Source organism: Burkholderia vietnamiensis LMG 10929 (genome assembly GCF_000959445.1).
GTDB lineage: Bacteria > Pseudomonadota > Gammaproteobacteria > Burkholderiales > Burkholderiaceae > Burkholderia > Burkholderia vietnamiensis.
The window spans coordinates 650,388-669,207 of the sequence record NZ_CP009631.1 but is presented as its reverse complement, the minus strand read 5'-3'; the positions used below and the strand labels follow the sequence as shown (position 1 = coordinate 669,207).

General features: G+C 68.5%; 14 protein-coding genes and 2 riboswitches. Of the genes, 4 read left to right on the top strand and 10 right to left on the bottom strand.

Annotation, left to right across the window (positions count from 1 at the left end; translation table 11 throughout):
* Positions 1-154: 154 nt before the first annotated feature.
* Positions 155-1,189 carry a helix-turn-helix domain-containing protein gene (locus AK36_RS13065; RefSeq protein WP_034192975.1) on the top strand — a complete coding sequence of 345 codons (1,035 nt, stop codon included), beginning with the start codon at positions 155-157 and terminating at the stop codon, positions 1,187-1,189.
* Positions 1,190-1,313: 124 nt separating this feature from the next.
* Here the strand turns inward: AK36_RS13065 and AK36_RS13060 are convergent, their stop codons facing one another.
* Both AK36_RS13060 and AK36_RS13055 read right to left on the bottom strand, forming a co-directional pair.
* Positions 1,314-2,435 carry a glycosyltransferase family protein gene (locus AK36_RS13060; RefSeq protein WP_045578626.1) on the bottom strand — a complete coding sequence of 374 codons (1,122 nt, stop codon included), beginning with the start codon at positions 2,433-2,435 and terminating at the stop codon, positions 1,314-1,316.
* Positions 2,432-4,135, bottom strand: coding sequence for a thiamine pyrophosphate-binding protein (locus tag AK36_RS13055; protein WP_045578625.1), 1,704 nt, complete (start codon positions 4,133-4,135; stop codon positions 2,432-2,434). The genes AK36_RS13060 and AK36_RS13055 overlap by 4 nt, the downstream gene beginning before the upstream one ends.
* 278 nt (positions 4,136-4,413) lie before the next feature.
* Between AK36_RS13055 and vapB the strand changes: the two genes are divergently transcribed.
* Positions 4,414-4,650: a type II toxin-antitoxin system VapB family antitoxin gene (gene vapB, locus AK36_RS13050; RefSeq protein WP_045578624.1), complete on the top strand. Its 237-nt coding sequence runs from the start codon at positions 4,414-4,416 to the stop codon at positions 4,648-4,650.
* Positions 4,650-5,051, top strand: a complete 402-nt coding sequence (locus AK36_RS13045) for a type II toxin-antitoxin system VapC family toxin (protein ID WP_034192973.1) — start codon at positions 4,650-4,652, stop codon at positions 5,049-5,051. Before vapB ends, AK36_RS13045 begins: the two co-directional genes overlap by 1 nt.
* 67 nt (positions 5,052-5,118) lie before the next feature.
* Here the strand turns inward: AK36_RS13045 and AK36_RS13040 are convergent, their stop codons facing one another.
* The 8 genes from AK36_RS13040 to AK36_RS30285 form a co-directional block, all read right to left on the bottom strand.
* Entirely contained in the window at positions 5,119-6,507 is a 1,389-nt protein-coding gene (locus tag AK36_RS13040; protein WP_014722202.1) for an L-serine ammonia-lyase, read from the bottom strand.
* A gap of 30 nt (positions 6,508-6,537) precedes the next feature.
* Complete coding sequence (locus tag AK36_RS13035; protein WP_045578623.1) at positions 6,538-7,674, bottom strand: alginate lyase family protein; 1,137 nt, start codon at positions 7,672-7,674, stop codon at positions 6,538-6,540.
* A gap of 151 nt (positions 7,675-7,825) precedes the next feature.
* Positions 7,826-10,753 carry an aminomethyl-transferring glycine dehydrogenase gene (gene gcvP / locus AK36_RS13030; protein WP_011882850.1) on the bottom strand — a complete coding sequence of 976 codons (2,928 nt, stop codon included), beginning with the start codon at positions 10,751-10,753 and terminating at the stop codon, positions 7,826-7,828.
* A 60-nt stretch (positions 10,754-10,813) separates the two neighbouring features.
* Positions 10,814-11,194: a glycine cleavage system protein GcvH gene (gene gcvH / locus AK36_RS13025; protein ID WP_011882851.1), complete on the bottom strand. Its 381-nt coding sequence runs from the start codon at positions 11,192-11,194 to the stop codon at positions 10,814-10,816.
* A gap of 123 nt (positions 11,195-11,317) precedes the next feature.
* A complete protein-coding gene (gene gcvT / locus AK36_RS13020; protein ID WP_011882852.1) occupies positions 11,318-12,436 on the bottom strand; it encodes a glycine cleavage system aminomethyltransferase GcvT in 1,119 nt (372 codons plus the stop codon).
* An 85-nt stretch (positions 12,437-12,521) separates the two neighbouring features.
* Positions 12,522-12,654: riboswitch (glycine riboswitch) on the bottom strand.
* Positions 12,655-12,687: 33 nt separating this feature from the next.
* A riboswitch (glycine riboswitch) is annotated at positions 12,688-12,790 on the bottom strand.
* 111 nt (positions 12,791-12,901) lie between these two features.
* The gene (locus AK36_RS13015; protein WP_011882853.1) at positions 12,902-13,270 is read right to left on the bottom strand and encodes a hypothetical protein; all 369 of its coding nucleotides are present in this window, start codon (positions 13,268-13,270) and stop codon (positions 12,902-12,904) included.
* A gap of 218 nt (positions 13,271-13,488) precedes the next feature.
* Complete coding sequence (locus AK36_RS13010; RefSeq protein ID WP_011882854.1) at positions 13,489-14,541, bottom strand: oxidoreductase; 1,053 nt, start codon at positions 14,539-14,541, stop codon at positions 13,489-13,491.
* Positions 14,542-14,923: 382 nt separating this feature from the next.
* A complete protein-coding gene (locus AK36_RS30285) occupies positions 14,924-16,423 on the bottom strand; it encodes a tetratricopeptide repeat protein (RefSeq protein WP_106919316.1) in 1,500 nt (499 codons plus the stop codon).
* A gap of 298 nt (positions 16,424-16,721) precedes the next feature.
* On the opposite strand from AK36_RS30285, the gene AK36_RS13000 reads away from it, so the two are divergent.
* A complete protein-coding gene (locus AK36_RS13000) occupies positions 16,722-18,809 on the top strand; it encodes a UvrD-helicase domain-containing protein (RefSeq protein ID WP_011882856.1) in 2,088 nt (695 codons plus the stop codon).
* Positions 18,810-18,820: the final 11 nt, after the last annotated feature.

Sequence of the window (18,820 nt, the reverse complement as noted above, 5' to 3'; positions counted from 1 at the left end):
GGTGCGCGGCGCGCCGCCTGCGGGTGCGCCCGTGTTGCGCGCGCCAGCCCCGCGCCGGCCGTGCGCCGCGCAATGACGGGCTTCTCGCCCGATCGCGCGGTTCGGCACGGGACTTGCGTGACGCACGCGCGCCTGGGCAGGAGAGGAGAACACGATGGAACGACGAGTGGAGTGCGCGGCCGAGCCGACGGCCGAGAACACGCGCTGCAGCGCGCAGGGCGACGACGCGCTCGCCGGCCAGGCGGTCGTCAGCGTCGCGCACGACGCCGACGAACAGGCGCGCAACCTGATCGGCTGGCGGCAAACCTACGACCAGCTCGCGGCCGGCCGCTTCGTCGGCACGCTGACCGAGCTGCCGCTCGACACGATGAAGCTCTTTCGCGAATCGACCAGCCATCTGCTGCGCCAGGCCTGCGAGGTGCGCGGCGACGCATACTGGTTCGGCATCCCGCTCGCGAACGACGGCAACGCGCGGGTCGACGCGTGCCGCATCGGGCCCGGTGCGCTCGCGTTCCGGCCGGGCAACGTCGAATTCGAATTGCTGACGCCCGCGCAGTTTTCGATCTACGGCGTGGTCGTGCGCGGCGACGTGCTGCGCCGTTACGCGGAGGAAGTCGAACACCGCGCGCTCGACGAGCGGCTGTTCGCGCAGCGCGTGATCCAGGTCGGCGACGCGCGGCTCGCGCGGCTGTGTGCACTGCTCGGCCAGCGGCTCGACGGTGCGGCTGCCGCCGGCGGGCCGCTGGCCGATGCGCAGCGCGACGACCTGCAGGCCGGCGTGCTGGCCGCGCTGTTCGACGCGTGCGCGCAGCCGGCCGACGATGGCGTCGGCAGTGCGCCGTCGACGCGGCGCTGGATCGTCGAGCAGGCGCGCGAGTACGTGCTCGCTCACCGTACTCGTCCCGTCGGCGTGCCGGAGCTGTGCGAGCAGCTGCACGTGAGCCGGCGCACGCTGCAGTATTGCTTCCAGGATGTGCTCGGGATGGCGCCCGCCACCTATCTGCGCACGCTGCGGCTCAACGGCGCGCGGCGCGACCTGTGCGGGCGCGCGGCCGGTTCGGTGCAGGACGTCGCGGCCGCGTGGGGCTTCTGGCACCTGAGCCAGTTCGCGACCGACTACCGGCGGATGTTCGGCAAGCGCCCGTCGGAGACGCTGCGCGACCGTGCCGCAATGGTGACGGCCGGCTGACCGCGCGACGCGGGATGCGGCGGCGCGCGTGGGCGTCGGCGTGACCGCCGCGCTCGTAGCGGGCGCGCTCTGCGGCGGTCGTTCCAGCCGTACTTGCAGCCGCACTTCCAGCCGCACTTCGACCCTAACTCCCCGCCGTACTCCCAGCCGCACCCGCGACCACCACGTCCCGCGCACTCGGCCACGACAGCGCCGTCCAGTCGATCGCCCGGTAGGCGGCCTCGACCGCCGCGAGATCGTCAGGCCACTCGCTGCGGTGCAGTCCGTGCAATTCGGCCGGCACGTTCACCGCCACCGGCACGCAGTGCGGATAGTCGCGCACGCGCAGTTCGGGGGCGATCGTCGTGAAACAGCCGAGCGTCGGCACGTCGAAGCCGTCCGCGATATGCAGTGCGGCCGTGTCGGGCGCGAGCAGCATGCTCGCACCGGCGATCCACGCGATGAAGTGCGCGGTGTCGGCCGCGTCGCGGCTCACGTCGACGTATGCGGGATGCGCGACCGGCCCGAACCCGGCCACCGGCATCCGGTAACGCTGCGCGAGCATGTCGACGAACGCGGCACGCAGCGCCGGCGGCACGCTGCGTACCGCGGTGCTCGCGGTCGGACAGAACAGCACGTAGGGCCGCCGCCATGCGGGCGGCAGCGCAGGCAGCGGCAGCTTCGCGAGCCAGCGGTTGCGCTTGTCGGCGGCCGGCACCGCGGCCGGATCGGTGCCGAGCGCGGCGAGGAAGAAGTCGATCATCGGCTCGCGCGCGAACGCCGGCCAGTACAGGTGATTGCCGAGATCGATGCAGCGCGCGTGCGCGGGCAGAGCATCGGCCGCGCAAGGCAGCGTGCGCGGCACGGCGACGACGTCGGCTGCGAGCGCATACAGCGCGTCGACGTAGCGCGGCGCGCGGGCCGGCCGGTACACCGTGAAGCGCAGCTGCGGATGGCGCGCGCGCAACGCCGCGAGCGCGCTCAGCCCGATCACCGAATCGCCGAGCGCGACGCCCATCCCGTTGATCACGTGCACGTCGGCCGTACGCGCGTAGTCGAGCCGGAACGGCCGCTGGGCCGCATGCAGCAGGCCCAGCGCAGGTGCGGCCGGCAGGTACTCGGCCGCCCATTCGCTGCCGTGCTCGAGATCGTACGGTGCGACCAGCGTGCCGTCGCGCGCGAGCAGCGTGCCGGGGTAGGCGAGCGCAGCGTCGCGCGACAGTGCGACGCCGACGCCCGCGCCCGCCGCCAGCGGTGTCGCGGTCATGCGCCGCGCGCGCGACGGCCCTGCTCGCGGATCTGCTCGAGCGTCGCGGCCGGCGTGCTGGCGTCCTGCGGGATGCGGATCTCGATCAGCGCCGGCAGCCCGCAGCCGAGCGCGCGCTCCAATGCCGGCCCGAACTCGGCGGTGTGCGCGACCGTCTCGCCATGCGCGCCGAACGCGCGCGCATATGCGGCGAAATCGGGGTTCGTCAGGCCCGTGCCGTGCACGCGTCCCGGATAGTTGCGCTCCTGATGCATGCGGATCGTGCCGAAATGGCCGTTGTTGACGACGATCACGACGATGTTCAGCCCGTACTGCATCGCGGTCGCGAGCTCGTTGCCGGCCATCATGAAGCAGCCGTCGCCGGCGAGCGCGACGACCGCGCGCGTCGGATAAAGCGACTTCGCGGCGAGCGCGGCCGGCAGTCCATAACCCATTGCGCCGCTGGTGGGCGCGAGCTGCGACCGAAAATGCCGGTACGCGAAGTGGCGATGCAGCCAGATCGCGTAATTGCCGGCGCCGTTGGTCAGGATCGCATCGTGCGGCAGACGCTCGCGCAACTGCACCATCACGTCGCCGAGCTGGACGTCGCCGGGCATCGGCAGCGGCGCATGCCATTCGCGGTACGCGCGGTGCGCATCGGCGACCGTGCCGGCCCACGGCCGTTGCGGCGGCGGCTCCAGCGCGGCGAGCGGCGCGGCGATCTCGGGCATCCCCGCCACGATCGGCAGATCGGGCGCATACACGCGGCCGAGCTCGTCGGCGCCCTGGTGGACGTGAATCAGCGTCTGGTGCGTCTTCGGGATGTCGAGCAGCGTGTAGCCGGCCGTCGTCGCTTCGCCGAGCCGCGGGCCGAGTACGAGGAGCAGGTCGGCGTCGCGAATGCGCCGGCCGAGCGCGGGATTGATGCCGAGACCGACGTCGCCCGCGTAGTTCGGATGCGCGTTGTCGAACGTGTCCTGGAAGCGGAACGCGCACGCGACGGGCAACTGCCAGCGCTCGACGAAGGTTCGCAGGTTCGCGCAGGCGTCCGGTGTCCAGCCGCTGCCGCCGACGATCACGAACGGCCGCTCGGCGCGCGTGAGCCGTTCGCGCAATTCGTCGAGCTGCGCGGCCGACGGCGACGCCGCGATGCGTTTCGCGGCCGGCACGGCCGGTTGCGGCGCACATGCTTCGGACAACACGTCTTCCGGCAGCGCGAGCACGACGGGCCCTGGGCGGCCCGAGGTCGCGACATGGAACGCGTGGCTCAGATATTCGGGAATGCGGCGCGGGTCATCGATCTGCGCGACCCACTTCGCCATCTGGCCGAACATGCGGCGATAGTCGATTTCCTGGAACGCTTCGCGATCGAGGTGTTCGCGCGCGCACTGGCCGACGAACAGGATCATCGGCGTCGAATCCTGGAACGCCGTATGCACGCCGATCGACGCGTGGGTCGCTCCCGGCCCGCGCGTGACGAACGCGATGCCGGGCCGGCTCGTCAGCTTGCCGACCGCCTCGGCCATGTTGGCCGCCGCCGCCTCGTGCCGGCAGACGACCGTCTGGATGCGCGCGGTGTCGTCCGCGAGCGCATCGAGCACGGCGAGGAAGCTCTCGCCCGGCACGCAGAACACGCGTTCGACGTGATTGGCGAGCAACGCATCGACGAGCAGTCGCGCGCCCGTGGTGGTGCGCGGCTCGAGATCCTTGGAATGCGACATGGGCTGCCGTCTCCCTGGGTAGCGGGACGTACAGCTTACGCCGGTTGCCCGCCCGGTGAAAAGGGGCGGAACGAGGGGCGTTCACCGGAGCACGGCCGGGCGTTCGCGCCGCTTTCGACTGGCCGGACGGCCGGCTTGTGCGGGCGCGTGCGCCGGTGGAAAGTGGGCGCTGTGAATATCGGGCCGGACGATGGAGGGAGCTTATGTACACACAGGGATTTACATCACGCATGGCGTCATATGATGTACATCCTCAGTACATCCGACGAGAGGTCGACATGCATACCACGAGGGTATTTCGGAACGGCAATTCGCAGGCCGTGCGAATTCCTGCGGATCTCGCTTATGAGCGCAGCGATATCGAGCTCGAGATCGAGCGCATCGGCGACGAGATTCGCATCCGGCCGGCGCGACGGCCGTTGACGCAGGTGCTCGAGAAGTTCGCGAAGTTCGCGCCCGATTTCATGGCGGAAGGGCGTGGCGACCACGAGCAGGCCGAACGCGAGGGGTTGTGATGCCGCGCTACATGCTCGACACCAACATGTGCATCTACTTGATGAAGAGCCAGCCCGAGCAAGTGGCGAAGCGATTTGCGCAGTGCTACACGGGCGACGTCGTGATGTCGGCGATCACGTGTGCCGAGCTGGAGTACGGCGTCACCGCTTGCGCGGCGCCCGCGCGTGAGCGCCGCCATCTTGCGGCGCTGATCGAGGATATTCCCGTCGCGCCGTTCGACGCCGCGGCCGCGCAAGCATATGGGCCCGTGCGTGACGCAACGCGCGCATGGAAGAAGGATCATCTCGACAAACTGATCGCCGCTCATGCGGTGTCGCTCGATGTCGTGCTGGTGACGAATGACGAGCGCGATTTCACGAGCTATCCGGGATTGCGGCTGGAGAACTGGCTGAACGATTAGCGCCGGGCGGCGCGTGCGGCGGCAAGGCGCGACGGCGATTCGCGCCGCCTTGCCGCCGTGCCGCGCATCAGCACTCGACGATGTTCACGGCCAGCCCGCCGCGCGACGTTTCCTTGTACTTCGTCTTCATGTCGGCGCCCGTCTCGCGCATCGTCTTGATCACCGAATCGAGCGACACGTAGTGCGAGCCGTCGCCGCGCAGCGCCATGCGCGCCGCGTTGACGGCCTTCACCGACGCCATCGCGTTGCGCTCGATGCACGGGATCTGCACCATCCCGCCGACCGGGTCGCAGGTGAGGCCGAGGTTGTGCTCCATCCCGATCTCGGCCGCGTTCTCGACCTGGCGCGGCGTGCCGCCGAGCACGGCGGCGAGCGCGCCGGCCGCCATCGAGCACGCGACGCCCACTTCGCCCTGACAGCCCACTTCCGCGCCGGAAATCGACGCGTTGAGCTTGTACAGGATGCCGATCGCCGCGGCTGTCAGCAGGAAGTCGATCACGCCCTGTTCGTTCGCGCCCGGCGTGAAGCGTGTGTAGTAATGCAGCACCGCGGGAATGATGCCGGCCGCGCCGTTGGTCGGCGCGGTCACGACGCGGCCGCCGGCCGCGTTCTCCTCGTTGACCGCGATCGCATACAGGTTGATCCAGTCGACCATCGACAGCGGGTCCTGCAGCGCGCGCTCGGGGTTGCCGGTCAGCGCGCGATACAGCTGCGGCGCGCGGCGCTTGACCTGGAACGGGCCGGGCAGGTTGCCGTCGGCGTTCGGGTTGCCGATCCCGCAGCCGCGCGACACGCACGACTGCATCACCGCCCAGATCTTCAGCAGCCCGTCGCGCGTCTGTTCCTCGGTGTGCCACGCGCGCTCGTTTTCCCACATCAGCTGCGCGATCGACTTGCCGGTCGACTCGGCCAGCGCGAGCAACTCGGCGCCGGTGCGAAACGGATGCGTCATCTGCTCGGCCGCGCTCAGCACCTTCGTGTTCGGCGCGCCGGCCGTCACGACGAAGCCGCCGCCGACCGACAGATAGGTGCGCTCGGCGAGCACCGCGCCCGCCGCGTCGGCGGCGCGCAGTTTCATCCCGTTCGGATGCTCCGGCAGCGCCTGCCGGTAGAACGCGATGTGCTCCTTCAGCACGAACGGCACAGGATGCCTGCCGAGCAGCGCGAGCTGCTTCGACGTGCGGATCTGTTCGAGCCGCGCGTCGATGGTGTCCGGATCGACGGTGTCGGGCGCGTCGCCGAGCAGCCCGAGCATCACGCCGCGGTCGGTGCCGTGGCCCTTGCCGGTCGCCCCGAGCGAGCCGTACAGCTCGACCTTCACGTGGGCGGTCGCGTCGAGCAGCCCGTCGCGCTCCAGGCCCTGAACGAACATCAGCGCCGCGCGCATCGGGCCGACCGTATGCGAGCTGGACGGGCCGATGCCGATCTTGAAGAGGTCAAACACGCTGACTGCCATTTCGATTCCTGCCTTGCGTTGAAAGTAGTGCTAGCGCGCCTGCAGCGGCAGGCACGCGGCCAGCCATGCGGGCGGCATGACGGAGAGCTGCCGCGCGACGCGGGCATAGCGCCCGTCGAGCCGCGCGGCCAGATGAAAGAGTTCGGTGGCGTTTTTCGGGTCCCACTGCCCCGTGTAGCCCGGTAGCCCGGCTTCTCGGCGCTTCGCGTCGAATGGCACCGCCGAATGCACGAATTCGTCGTGCGTCTTCTCGCCGCGCGCATACGGCACGAGCCAGTCGAGCGCGGCCGCGAGCGTCGCGCCATTCGTGCCGCGCTCGCGCAGCCAGTTACGGTTGAAGCGGCGTGCGGCGAGCGCGGCCGTCACCAGCGGCTGCAGGTCGTACACCGTGTAGTGCAGCGCATCGCGCTCGTCGAAGTCCCAGGTCTTGCCGTCCGCGCCGATGTTGTCGGCGAGGTGTTCGACGAACAGCCGCTGCGCGGCGTTCATCATCCGGCGGTCGCCGAGCGTGAAGGCCGACAGCGCGATCAGCTTGATCCGGTGGCTCTGCCAGTTGTTGCGCCAGGTGCCGGTGAGCGGACGCTTCTGCGCGTCGATCTGCGCGACGTAGCCCGCGCCGAGCTTCGCGATGAACGCCGCGGTCGCGTTGCGGGTCTTCACCGGCAGCGCGCTGGCGGTCATGTCGTACGCGATGATCAGGCTGTCGAAGCGCGTCTCGTCGATCGGATTGAAGCTCGGCTCGTAGGTCGACACCCACGCGGACAGGAAGCGGTCGACCAGCTGCAGGTAGCGCGGCGCATTGGTCACCCGCCACGCGAGCGCGGCGTCGCGCATCAGCTCCATGTCCTTCAGCGCGTCGTTGCTCTGGTCGTAGATGCCTTCATGCGGCAGCGTGCCTTCGGTATGCACGCGCGGCATCGCCTTCGGCTGTTCGCCGATGCGCGCGTCGACGCTGCGGATCAGCGCCTGCACGCCCGGCTCGGCCTGCGTCGTCTCGCTCGCCTGCAACGCGGGCGCCGCGCAGAAATTCATGGCCGCGCGCGCGCTGCCGGCCGTACCGAGGCCGGCAACGACGAGCGACAGCGACGCGACGAGCAACGGCAACGAACGGCGCGTGGCCGGCCGGTCCTGCGTTGCACCATGGCCCGGAAACATCGGACGCACCATGCGGAACTCCTTGATTGGCTGGATCGCGTGTGATGTTAGCCCGATCGGCGGTCCAGCGCGCACCGGACGGCCCGGCCGACAACGCAAAAACCGCACGCAACCAGCGGTTGCGTGCGGTCCGGTCACGATCGGAGGCCGGTGTCGCCGCGCGTTATGCGTATTCCGACATCGGCACGCACGAGCAGAACAGGTTGCGGTCGCCGTATGCGTTGTCCGCGCGGCCGACCGGCGGCCAGTACTTGTTCGTGACGAGCGATGCGACCGGATACGCGGCCTGCTCGCGCGAGTACGCATGCGGCCACTCGTTCGCGGTGACGACGGCTGCCGTATGCGGCGCGTGACGCAGCGGGTTGTCCTCGCGGTCGGCGCGGCCTTCCTCGACGGCGCGGATTTCCTCGCGGATCGCGATCATCGCGGCGATGAAGCGGTCGAGTTCTTCCTGCGATTCCGATTCGGTCGGCTCGACCATCAGCGTGCCGGGCACCGGGAAGCTCATCGTCGGCGCGTGGAAGCCGTAGTCCATCAGGCGCTTCGCGACGTCGTCGACGGTGATGCCGCTGGTTTCCTTGATCGGCCGCAGGTCGAGAATGCACTCGTGCGCGACGAGTCCGCCCGGGCCCGAATACAGCACCGGGTAGTGCGGCGCGAGGCGCTTCGCGATGTAGTTCGCGTTGAGGATCGCCGTCTCGGTGGCGGCGGTCAGGTTCTTCGCGCCCATCATCGCGATGTACATCCACGAGATCGGCAGGATCGACGCGGAGCCGTACGGCGCGGCCGACACCGCGCCGATCCCCTCTTCGCCGCGCGCGTAGCCGGTCGAACGCTGGTTCGGCAGGAACTTCGCGAGGTGCGGGCCGACCGCGACCGGGCCGACGCCCGGGCCGCCGCCGCCGTGCGGGATGCAGAAGGTCTTGTGCAGGTTCAGGTGCGACACGTCGCCGCCGAACTGGCCCGGCGCGGTGAGGCCGACCATCGCGTTCATGTTCGCGCCGTCGACGTACACCTGGCCGCCGTGCGCATGGACGATCTCGCAGATCTCGCGCACGTTCTGCTCGAACACGCCGTGCGTCGACGGATACGTGATCATGATCGCCGCGAGGTCGTTCGCGTGCTGTTCGGCCTTCGCCTTCAGGTCGGCGATGTCGACGTTGCCCTGCGCGTCGCACGCGACGACCACGACCTTCATGCCGGCCATGTGCGCGGACGCCGGGTTGGTGCCGTGCGCGGACGCCGGGATCAGGCAGACGTCGCGATGCGCTTCGCCGCGCGACGCGTGGTACGCATGGATCACCAGCAGCCCCGCGTACTCGCCCTGCGAGCCGGCGTTCGGCTGCAGCGACACGGCCGCGTAGCCGGTGGCCGCGACGAGCATCTGCTCGAGCTGGTCGATCATCTCGCGGTAGCCGGCCGTCTGCTCGGACGGCGCGAACGGATGGATGCGGCCGAACTCGGGCCACGTGACCGGCAGCATTTCCGACGTCGCGTTCAGCTTCATCGTGCACGAGCCGAGCGGAATCATCGAGCGGTCGAGCGCGAGATCCTTGTCCGACAGGCTGCGCAGGTAGCGCAGCATCTCGGTTTCGGAATGGTGGCGGTTGAACACGTGGTGCGTCAGGTACGCGCTCGTGCGCTCGAGGCCGGCCGGCAGCGCGGCGACGCCGGGCAGGCCCGCGTCCAGCGCGTCGACGTCCGGCGCGGTGCCGCCCGCGGCCTGCGCGAACACGGCCAGCAGATCGGCGAGGTCGTCGCGGGTCGTCGTTTCGTCGACCGACACGCCGACTTGCGTGTCGCTGACGCGGCGCAGGTTGATGCGCTTCGCGTTCGCGAAGGCGTGGAGCTGCGCGGTGCGTGCGCCGGCGTCGATCGTCAGCGTGTCGAAGAAGGTGTCGTTGACGGTCGTGAAGCCGAGCTGCTTGACGCCCGCGGCGAGCAGTGCGGCGATGCGGTTCACGCGCAGCGCGATCGTCTTCAGGCCGTGCGGGCCGTGATAGACCGCGTACATGCTCGCCATGATCGCGAGCAGCGCCTGCGCGGTACACACGTTCGACGTGGCCTTCTCGCGGCGGATGTGCTGTTCGCGCGTCTGCAGCGCGAGGCGCAGCGCGGGCTTGCCCTGCGCGTCGACGGTCACGCCGACGAGACGGCCCGGCATCTGGCGCTTGAATTCGTCGCGCACGGCCATGTAGGCGGCGTGCGGGCCGCCGAAGCCCATCGGCACGCCGAAGCGCTGCGTGTTGCCGACCGCGACGTCCGCGCCCCATTCGCCGGGCGGCGTCAGCACGGTCAGCGCGAGCAGGTCGGCCGCGACGACGACATGGCCACCCGCCGCGTGGATCGCGTCGGTGAGCGCGCGGTAGTCGCGCACGTCGCCGTTCACGCCTGGATACTGGAGCAGCACGCCGAACGCGCCGGCCTGCGCAGCCTCGGCGGCCGGGCCGGTCTTCACTTCGATGCCGATCGGCAGCGCGCGCGTGCGGACTACTTCGAGGGTTTGCGGCAGCACGTCGTCGGCCACGTAGAACACGTTCGACTTCGGCTTGCCGGTGCGTTGCAGCAGCGTCATCGCTTCGGCCGCGGCCGTTGCTTCGTCGAGCAGCGACGCGTTCGAGATCGCGAGGCCGGTCAGATCGACGACCATCTGCTGGAAGTTCAGGAGCGCCTCGAGGCGGCCCTGGGAAATTTCGGGCTGGTACGGCGTGTACGCCGTGTACCACGCCGGGTTTTCGAGCACGTTACGCAGGATCACGGCCGGCGTGTGCGAGTCGTAATAGCCCTGGCCGATGTACGAGCGGAACACCTGGTTCTTGTCCGCGAGCGCGCGCAGCGCGGCGAGCGCTTCGGCCTCGCTCTTCGGCTGCGCGAACGGGCCGAGCGGCAGCGCTTCGGCGCGGCGGATCGACGCGGGGATCACGGCGTCGATCAGGGCGGCGCGCGACGCGAAGCCGAGCGTGTCGAGCATGGCCTGCTGGCTGGCGGCATCGGGGCCGATGTGGCGTTCTGCGAACGCGTCGTGCGTTTCGAGCGCGGCGAGCGAGAGGGGCGTGCGGTTCATCAGGCGGTCCGGGTGTTCGTGCTTCATGGCGTGACTCTGGTCCCGCGCGCGCCGGCTGGCCGGCCGCGCGCGGTTCGGGTAGGGGAATTAGTCGATCAGCTTGCTGTACGCGGCGGCGTCGATCAGCTTGTCGGTCGATGCGCCGTCGGCGAGCTTCAGCTTGAACAGCCACACGCCATAGGCGTCGCCGTTCACGCCTTCGGGCGAATCGGTCGCTTCTTCGTTGATCGCGACGACTTCGCCGGACACTGGCGAGTAGATGTCGGATGCCGCCTTCACCGATTCGACGACGCCCACCGCGTCGCCCGCATTCACCGACTTGCCGACTTGCGGCAGCTCGAGGAAGACGATGTCGCCGAGCGTGCTCTGCGCGTGATCGGTGATGCCGACCGTCAGCGTGCCGTCTGCCTCGGTGCGGACCCACTCGTGTTCGTCGGTGTACTTCAGATCGGCCGGGACGTTGCTCATCGGATGCTCCTGGATAAAAGATGTGTTCGTTATGCTGGCGCGCCGTCGGGGTGCGCCGGATGGGGTTGCGCCGGGCGCCATTCCCGGCTTTGCCGGGCGGCGGCCGTGGCCGCTTCCCGGTCGTTACGCAGCGAGGACCTTGCCGTTGCGCACGAACGGCAGTTTTACCACGCGCGCGGGAAGTTGCTTGTCTCGAATCTGCACATGGACGATGTCGCCGAGCTGGACGGCGGCCGGCACGCGCGCGAACGCGATCGACTCCTGCATCGACGGCGAGAACGTGCCGCTCGTGATCTCGCCTTCGCCGTGCGGCGTGACGACTTTCTGGTGCGCGCGCAGCACGCCGCCCGCCTTGCCGTTTTCCTTCTGCAGGATCAGGCCGACGAACGCGGCGCGCGTGCCGTCGCGCTCGAGCGCGGGGCGGCCGACGAATTCGCGCGGGGCGGAGAGATCGACCGTCCATGCGAGGCCGGCGTCGAGCGGGGACACGGTTTCGTCCATGTCCTGGCCGTACAGGTTCATGCCGGCCTCGAGGCGCAGCGTGTCGCGCGCGCCGAGCCCGCACGGGCGCACGCCGTTTTGCTGCAGCGCGTTCCAGAGCGCGACGACGTGCACGGCGGGGACGATCACTTCGAAGCCGTCTTCGCCGGTGTAGCCGGTGCGCGCGACGGTGAGATCGCCGAACGGCGTGCCGGCGACCTGCGCGGCGTTGAACGGCTTGAGCTCGCTCGTCGCGGCGCGCGCGGCGGGCACGGTGGCCCAGACTTTTTCACGGGCGTTCGGGCCTTGGACGGCCACGATCGCGAAATCGCGGCGCGGCGCGATCGTCAGGCCGTATCCGCCTTGTTCGTTGAGCTGGTTGAACCACGCGATGTCTTTCTCGGCCGTGCCGGCGTTGACCACCACGCGGAAGAAGTCTTCGGTGAAGTAATAGACGATCAGATCGTCGATGACGCCGCCTTGCGGATTGAGCAGGCACGAGTAGAGCGCCTTGCCGGGCGTCTTGAGCTTGCCGACGTTGTTCGCGAGCGCATGCTCGAAGAACGCGCGCACGCGGCTGCCGGTGAAATCGACGACGCACATGTGCGACACGTCGAACATGCCGGCGTCGGTGCGCACGGCTTCGTGCTCTTCGATCTGCGAGCCGTAGTTGACGGGCATGTCCCAGCCGCCGAAGTCGACCATGCGGGCATTGAGCGCGCGGTGCGCGGCGTTGAGCGGGGTGTGATTCAGGGCAGTCATCGAGGCCTCAGGCAAGGCGCTTGCGCGCGGGTCAGAACGGCCATGTGCGGACCTTCGCGGCCGTGTGGCCTGCGAGCGATCCGGTACATGCCCCTCTGTCCTCGATACCTGAGAGATTGCGCTGCGGACCAAGCCGGCAAACGCGCGCCCCTTCGGTGGGCAGCCTGCCCGCGCAGCATGTGCGCAGCGGGCTACTGCCGCTCTCCAGAGTGCGGGGAAGGCGGCCCGCGCAATGCGCGGAACGGGATTCCCCGACGCGGTCGGTCCTTTTGCCTGAGAGTTTGCGGGTGTGCCCCTTCGGCGGCGCGACCGGCGTATCGACTATGCGGTCACGCGCTCTCCCGACGCGTGCGGGCGACTGTACGCGAGCGGGTCGGCGTTGTCAATTTGAGCAAAAGAATGTCGCTTCGCGACAAGCGCGGCGCGGGCGCCGACGTGCTCGCCGGCGCCCGCGCGCGCCCGGCGTCACTCGCCGATCGCGCGTGCGGCCGTGTCGAGTTCCTGGTTCAGCACGCGCTGCTCGTCGCCCGACAGGCCGCCACTGTGCTGCGTCGACATGTCGCTCGCCTCCTGGCGGATCACGTCGAGGCGATGGTGCAGCTGCGCGCCGTACGGCGGCGGATAGTAGCCGCCGTTCACGCGCGCGTCGATGCGGCGGTGCAGATTGTCGATCCGGCCCTGCACTTCCTGCATGCGCTCGTTGGCGACGACCTGCGGGTTCGGGCGCGGCGGCGGCGGCGGAACCTGCCGGACCGATCGCTGCGGCTGCACGACACAGGCCGCGAGTGCGGAAACCAGAACGCAGCATGCCGCTGCGCGAATCAACCGTTGCATCACAATTCTCCTGACGGTTTGGTGTCGGATCGACTTTTTGAGAAACGCGTCAGACCGGGGCAGCGCTGACTTTCGTTCCCGCACCATTTGTAACGGTTTGTTCGGCGGGGTTGTTCCGTGATGCGGCGCGAGCGGCCGCCGCGCGGCACGGTGCGGCCGGACCGCGGATCGAGCTTGCCGCGACGGCCGGCGCGGCAAGGGCCCGCGCCGACCGCCTTTCAGACGACGCGCCGTACGAACGGTACGCGGCGGCCTTCGTGTTCGCTCTGCGCGGCAAGCTCGATGATGGTCATCACGTCGACGGCGTCCTGCGGCGTGACGGGGAACGGCGCGCCGTCGTGGACGGCCGCGGCGAGCGCCCGGTAGAACTCCGCGTACTGGCCGTCGAGCGTCGGCACCGGCCGCTCGACCTCGACCTCGCCTTCGAGCGTGCGCAGCACGCCGGGCGGGTTGCCGCCGCCGAATTCGACGTCGTCGGGCGTGAGGCCGGCCTTCAGCTGGTCCTCCTGCGTGTCGAGCCCGAACTTCTGGTAGCTGCCGCGCGTGCCGTGCAGCGTGAAGCGCGCGGGCTCGATCGCCGACAGCGCGCTCGCGTGCAGCGCGACGTCCTTGTCCGGGTAGCCGAGCATCAGGTGTACGAAGTCGGGCGCCGTGCCGTTGTCGCGGCGCGTCTTGACCGTCGCGCTGACCGTCTCGGGCAGGCCGAACAATGCGAGCGCCTGATCGATCAGATGCGGGCCGAGGTCGAGCAGCAGGCCGCCGCCGCGGGCCGGCTCCTCGCGCCAGCGAGTGCGCGGGGTCGGGCGGAAACGGTCGAAGTGCGACGTGAAGTAGGTGAGGCGGCCGAGCTCGCCCGATTCGACGATCCGGCGCACGGTGAGGAAGTCGCCGTCCCAGCGGCGGTTGTGGAACGGCGCGAACAGGCGGCTGCGCGCGTTGGCGAGCCGGGCGAGCGCGAGCGCTTCGTCGGCGGTCAGCGTGACCGGCTTGTCGACGACCACGTGGCGGCCGGCTTCGAGAACCTGGCGCGCGAGCGTGAAGTGCGTGTCGTTCGGCGTAGCGATCACCACGCAGTCGATGACGTCCAGCCGCAGCAGCGTTTCGAGGTCGGGGACGATGCGCGCGCCCGGATATGCGGCGCGCGCGCGATCGGGTTGCCCCGTTGCGATCGCGGTGACCTCGGTGCGGCCGCTCGTGGCGATCACCGGCGCGTGGAACGTCGCGCCGGCGAAACCGAAACCCATCAAACCAATCCTGAGCAATGACGACATGGCAATTCCTGGCTGCGTACGAAAGGGGCAAGGCGGTGCGGGCACAGGCCGTGTAGACGGCTATTGTGGCACGACCCCGCCGGTACGAGCGGGCGGTGGCGGAACGGATAGCGCCGCAACGCGGCGATGGGCTGAACGGGATGATGGCTGAAGCTAATGCGTGGCAGCCGGTGCTAGCCTCGACCGTTTTCAGCGTGTCAGCCATCGGCGCATGCGATTCGGTCGGATAACGGGTTGGCATCCGTGTCGAATCGAGCAACGTCACGGGTGGGGCGTCGCGCAATGGCTTCAGCATCTATCTTGGTGCCGAGCATATGCGGGTTACCGAGCCGGCCAGAGAGCGTGGCACGCGGGAATTGATCGATGTGCGGCGCGCCCGGCATTACGTCAGATAGTTCGACCACTTCTGATGGTCGCGGTAGTACTGCATTTCCGCCTCCGGCAGACCGGTGTCCTTGTACCAGGGCAGGTGCTTGCATGTATAGCGACCGGCGAACCGAACGCCGCAGATATGTGCCTCCGGGCGGAAGTAGCGCTTGTTGTAGACCGCGAACGTGGTATCAATCGGCGCGTTGTAGATTGGGTCGCCGGCGGCAGTGTTGGCGACATGATGTTGCCAGAAGCGCGATTCCCATTCGATCGTCGTATAGCGTTGGTCACCGCAGACGACGGACGCCTGTTTCATCAGCTCGGGCTGGGAGATATCGAGCGCGAAACCAGCCTTGCCGACCTTGAACATTTCGGTTGCGTCGATCAATTCGAGCAGGAACTCGTTCGGCAGGGCCTCGTTCAGTGCGAGATCGGGGTCCGTGATGCAGAAAATGTCCGGCAGGCGCGCGTAGTTGGCGGGCGACTGAAACAGGTCACGCGGGCCCGCATTGTGAGGGAGGCGGACGACAGTTGCGTCATCCTGCGCCGCGTCGAGGAATGCGAGCATGTCCGGGGCGCTCGATGCGTTGTCGACGATAAAGATGTTGCGCAGGCCGCGAGCTTGGAGCTGGGCGACCATCCGGCGCGTATAGGTCGGATTGTTGAAGGTCGGAATCAATATCGGTATCGTCGCGACAATACCTCCCGCGAGATGCCGGAACTGGCGGCTCCCTGGCAACGTAGCGCAAAGTGCGGCATTTGGCAGCGCAGCGTCGGCGGCTGACTGCGGGGCCTGCAGGATGGCCGTCACGTGTGCTTCGAGTGCCGCGAGGTCGCGCTGCGTATCAGCATCGTCCGGCATCAGCGAAGCTGCCTTGCGCAGCGGCACCAGAGCCTCCGCGTGGCGTTCCTGCTGGATGCGTGCGACAGCCAGCGCTCGCCAGCCCAAGCCCACATCCGGCATCCACTCAGTCAGTTGGCTGGCAATGTTTTCCGCCTGTGCGAATTGTCGCTTATCGAGCAGCACCGCGAGCGTGCTCATGAATTCGGCGAGCACAGTTGTCAGATCCTCGGCGGATGCAGACGGCACGTCGGCTTGCGCAAGTTCGAGTGCCAGTGCATCGATGCCGTGCCGGCGCGCCTGGGCCACAAGTTCGCGAGCCATGTCGGTCTGGCCGTCGCGCGCGAGTGCGTCGATACATGCGGTCCAGTAGCGCCGTTGCGAAGGCTCAGCTGCCACGGCTGCTTGGAAGTGCTGCAGCGCGGTGTCGCGCTGGTTCAGTTGTTCGAGCACAATCGCGAGCCGATGATGCGTGTCGGCGTGTTCGGGATGCGACTCAAGGATATTGCGAAAGGCCTGCTCCGCGTCCTGTAGCGAGCCGGCGGCATGAAGTGCGGCTGCGCGAGTCAGTTCGGCTTCGGGGGCGGCGATGACGGTGTCGTGCATGGCGGCGGGAATTCGATAATGGCAGATGGAAGGGGCGGCGGACGTACGCGCCGACGTGTCGCCCATGTTGCCTATTCCTGAGTGTTCCAATGGACCGAATAGAGGGGAAATGCACTGCCTGTTCCGATGTTCGCCGTATGTTCCGACGCGGGGCGCGCGGGCGTCTCGCGCATCGGTGCTGATTACAGAAACAGGGCGCGAATGCGGACTCCATTTCGACTTGCCGACGGGGGATTCGTTCTGCGCCGGCCGCCGCCGACGTGTTAACATGCGCGTCCTGCCCGTGCGTGAGCCTGCATGCCAGCCGTCGCGCGCGCGGCATCCTCCCGGCGCTCCGCCGTCAACCGCAACATCATCCGCCATCATGTCCGCAGGCCTCAACCCCGCTCAGAACGAAGCGGTGCGCTACCTCGACGGTCCCTGCCTCGTGCTCGCCGGCGCGGGCAGCGGCAAGACCCGCGTGATCACGCAGAAGATCGCGCACCTGATCGAAGCGAAAGGCTTCGAGCCGCGCCACATCGCGGCCGTCACCTTCACGAACAAGGCGGCCGCCGAGATGCGCGAGCGCGTGTCGAAGCTGCTGGAGGGCAAGACGCTCACCACGCCCGGCAAGGAAGGCCGCAAGGTGCCCGTCAACCAGCTCACCGTGTGCACGTTCCACTCGCTCGGCGTGCAGATCCTGCGTCAGGAAGCCGAGCACGTGGGCCTGAAGCCGCAGTTCTCGATCATGGATTCGGACGACTGTTTCGGCATGATCCAGGAGCAGATCGGCACCACCGACAAGGGGCTGATCCGCAAGATCCAGAGCACCATCTCGCTGTGGAAGAACGGCCTGATCATGCCCGAGGAGGCGATGACCATCGCGGCCAACGAGGACGAACACCAGGCCGCGCTCGTCTACCGCAACTACGTCGCGACGCTGCACGCGTACCAGGCCGTCGATTTCGACGACCTGATCCGCCTGCCGGCCGAGCTGTTCGCGAACAACGAGCAGGTGCGCGACCGCTGGCAGAACAAGCTGCGCTACCTGCTGATCGACGAATACCAGGACACCAACGCGTGCCAGTACGAGCTGCTGAAGCTGCTGGCCGGCCCGCGCGCCGCGTTCACGGCGGTCGGCGACGACGATCAGGCGATCTACGGCTGGCGCGGCGCGACGCTCGAGAACCTCGCGCAGCTCGGCAAGGATTTCCCGAAGCTGCACGTGATCAAGCTCGAGCAGAACTACCGGTCGACGGTGCGGATCCTGACCGCCGCGAACAACGTGATCGCGAACAACCCGAAGCTGTTCGAGAAGAAGCTGTGGTCCGAGCACGGGATGGGCGATTCGATCACCGTCACGCCGTGCAACGACGAGGAGCACGAGGCCGAATCGGTCGTGTTCCGGCTGTCCGCGCACAAGTTCGAGCGGCGCGCGCAGTTTCGCGATTACGCGATCCTGTATCGCGGCAACTTCCAGGCGCGGATCTTCGAGCAGGTGCTGCGGCGCGAGCGGATTCCGTACGTGCTGTCGGGCGGCCAGTCGTTCTTCGACAAGGCGGAGATCAAGGACCTGTGCGCGTATCTGCGGCTGATCGCGAACGCCGACGACGATCCCGCGTTCATCCGCGCGGTCACGACGCCGCGCCGCGGGATCGGCAACACGACGCTGGAGGCGCTCGGCTCGTTCGCGGGGCAGGCGAAGGTGTCGCTGTTCGAGGCCGTGTACATGGGCGGGATCGAGGCGCGGCTGTCGGCGCGCCAGGTCGAGCCGCTGCGGATGTTTTGCGACTTCATCCAGCGCCTGACCGAGCGTGCGGACAAGGAGCCGGCGAGCGTCGTGCTCGACGACATGATGGACGCCATTCACTACGAGGCGTACCTGTACGACGCGTTCGACGAGCGGCAGGCGCAGTCGAAATGGCAGAACGTGCTCGAATTCCTCGAATGGCTGAAGCGCAAGGGCACCAAGCCGGAGACCGAAGCCGTGGACGGCGAGGCCGAGGGCTTTCACAACGCGGACGGGCTGGCGGACACCGGCAAGAATCTGCTCGGGCTGATTCAGACGGTCGCGCTGATGTCGATGCTCGAAGGCAAGGACGAGGACCCGGACGCGGTGCGTCTGTCGACGGTGCATGCGTCGAAGGGGCTCGAGTATCCGCACGTGTTCCTGGTCGGCGTCGAGGAAGGGATCATGCCGCACCGCGGCGGCAGCGACGACGACGGCCCGGTCGACAGCGAACGGATCGAGGAGGAGCGCCGGCTGATGTACGTCGCGATCACGCGCGCGCAGCGCAGCCTGCATCTGAACTGGTGCAAGAAGCGCAAGCGGGCGCGGGAGACGGTGGTGTGCGAGCCGTCGCGCTTCATCCCCGAGATGGGGCTCGACGAAGCGCCGCCGCCGACGCCGGAGGAAGCGCCGATGACGCCGAAGGACCGGCTCGCGAGTTTGAAGGCGTTGTTGCAGAAGTAATTCCGCGAATC

Excerpts from the sequence above, each read along its gene's own strand:
- AK36_RS13065 (WP_034192975.1), top strand. The coding sequence starts at position 155 with ATGGAACGACGAGTGGAGTGCGCGGCCGAGCCGACGGCCGAGAACACG.
- AK36_RS13060 (WP_045578626.1), bottom strand. The coding sequence starts at position 2,435 with ATGACCGCGACACCGCTGGCGGCGGGCGCGGGCGTCGGCGTCGCACTG.
- AK36_RS13055 (WP_045578625.1), bottom strand. The coding sequence starts at position 4,135 with ATGTCGCATTCCAAGGATCTCGAGCCGCGCACCACCACGGGCGCGCGA.
- vapB (WP_045578624.1), top strand. The coding sequence starts at position 4,414 with ATGCATACCACGAGGGTATTTCGGAACGGCAATTCGCAGGCCGTGCGA.
- AK36_RS13045 (WP_034192973.1), top strand. The coding sequence starts at position 4,650 with ATGCCGCGCTACATGCTCGACACCAACATGTGCATCTACTTGATGAAG.
- AK36_RS13040 (WP_014722202.1), bottom strand. The coding sequence starts at position 6,507 with ATGGCAGTCAGCGTGTTTGACCTCTTCAAGATCGGCATCGGCCCGTCC.
- AK36_RS13035 (WP_045578623.1), bottom strand. The coding sequence starts at position 7,674 with ATGGTGCGTCCGATGTTTCCGGGCCATGGTGCAACGCAGGACCGGCCG.
- gcvP (WP_011882850.1), bottom strand. The coding sequence starts at position 10,753 with ATGAAGCACGAACACCCGGACCGCCTGATGAACCGCACGCCCCTCTCG.
- gcvH (WP_011882851.1), bottom strand. The coding sequence starts at position 11,194 with ATGAGCAACGTCCCGGCCGATCTGAAGTACACCGACGAACACGAGTGG.
- gcvT (WP_011882852.1), bottom strand. The coding sequence starts at position 12,436 with ATGACTGCCCTGAATCACACCCCGCTCAACGCCGCGCACCGCGCGCTC.
- AK36_RS13015 (WP_011882853.1), bottom strand. The coding sequence starts at position 13,270 with ATGCAACGGTTGATTCGCGCAGCGGCATGCTGCGTTCTGGTTTCCGCA.
- AK36_RS13010 (WP_011882854.1), bottom strand. The coding sequence starts at position 14,541 with ATGTCGTCATTGCTCAGGATTGGTTTGATGGGTTTCGGTTTCGCCGGC.
- AK36_RS30285 (WP_106919316.1), bottom strand. The coding sequence starts at position 16,423 with ATGGGCGACACGTCGGCGCGTACGTCCGCCGCCCCTTCCATCTGCCAT.
- AK36_RS13000 (WP_011882856.1), top strand. The coding sequence starts at position 16,722 with ATGTCCGCAGGCCTCAACCCCGCTCAGAACGAAGCGGTGCGCTACCTC.